This is a genomic window from Herbaspirillum sp. GW822-FHT03A08 (assembly GCF_058801885.1).
Genome location: NZ_JBXANR010000016.1, coordinates 1 through 1,436, shown reverse-complemented (window position 1 = coordinate 1,436; position 1,436 = coordinate 1). Strand labels below are relative to the sequence as shown.

2 protein-coding genes are annotated in these 1,436 nt (G+C 52.0%); both read right to left on the bottom strand.

Annotated features, from left to right (window positions below; all coding sequences use genetic code 11):
* Window positions 1-1,142: methyl-accepting chemotaxis protein (locus AC1RN6_RS24075; RefSeq protein WP_493007998.1), on the bottom strand; the 1,142-nt coding region annotated here is incomplete at its 3' end.
* A gap of 63 nt (window positions 1,143-1,205) precedes the next feature.
* The coding region (locus AC1RN6_RS24070; protein ID WP_493007997.1) for a hypothetical protein at window positions 1,206-1,436 on the bottom strand (231 nt) is incomplete at its 5' end.

Genomic DNA, 1,436 nt, shown 5'->3' with positions numbered 1-1,436 from the left:
CCGGCACGGGCAGCTTCTACCGCCGCATTGAGTGCGAGGATGTTGGTCTGGAAGGCGATGCCGTCGATGACGCTGATGATGTCCACGATCTTGCGTGAAGAAGTATTGATCGTGTCCATGGTGGTGATTACCTGGCTGACGACATTACCCCCTTCGGTGGCCACCTCGGAAGCGGAAACCGCCAACTCATTGGCTTGACGGGCATTGTCGGCATTTTGCTTAACAGTGGAAGTCAGTTCTTCCATCGCGGACGCTGTTTCTTCCAGTGACCCTGCTTGCTGTTCTGTTCTAACGGAAAGATTCATATTGCCGGACGCAATCCCACTGGAGGCTGCAGTGATCGTGTTCACGCTAAGACGGACATCGCTGACGATGGCGACAAGACTGCTATTCATCTGATCAATGGCTTGCATCAGCTGACCTATCTCGTCTTTGGAGGTCACCCGGATATTCATCGTCAAATTGCCGTCGGCAACTGCCTTTGCGACGTTGACGGCTTCAAGAAGCGATCTCACTATTTTCCGGGACAGCATCAAGCCGGTTATTGCCACCACCAAAGCGACGATCACGCTGACGAGAACCGCGAGAATATTGGCGTTCTGCATGGTTGCTGTCGCCGTCTCAGCGCCTTGCTTGCCGAGTTTTTCGTTGTACTTTTTTTGTTCTGCGAAGGCGTTCATCATCTTGTCGACGGCGCCTTGTGACGCCAGCATCGAATTCATCGCTTCTTCTATCTTCCCGGCTGCAGCAACAGCCATGACGATTTCTCGCTGCTTTTCATAAACGGCAAACGTCTCACGGGCAGCGCGCAGCAGTTCGGCATCATTCTTGTCTGCGATATTTTCTTTTTCGTACTTGTTCAATGCATCGGTGACTTTGACGTGTGCCGCACTCATCGCCTTTTCCGTCGAGCTTCTTACCGCAGGATCGGCATCGGCAATGTACTTCCACAGCGCTACCCGAATGGAATATGCGGCGTCAGAGGCATCCTGTATGGTGAGGATGCTGGGAACCGTTTTGACCGTTGCATAACTGGCGGCCCGATTGACTCTGTCGATCTGGTATACGCTGATTCCCGTCAGAATAACCAATCCAAGAAGCACGGAAAAAATCAGAAGGTGAAGCTTTTTTGAAATTGTCATGACCATCCCCTGTTGATTAAAAATATATTTATCGGATCATTTCCGGTCGATGACAAAGCATATTCATCGCACGAAAGACACGGTGTTAAGCAAGGCCAAAGCTTCATCGAAGTCGAAGGTTTCAATCTTCGCCGCGACCTCGCGCAACTGAATTGCCTCGCTGCTTCCGGCAACAATGCCTTCCAGTTCGCTCAGCGAATCCAGCGAAGCTGCGTCGCTGTCGGCCAGCAGATGTTTGAGCTCATCAAGGCATTGCTGGAATCGCGGTCCGGAGATCGTAGTTGCGACCAGCGC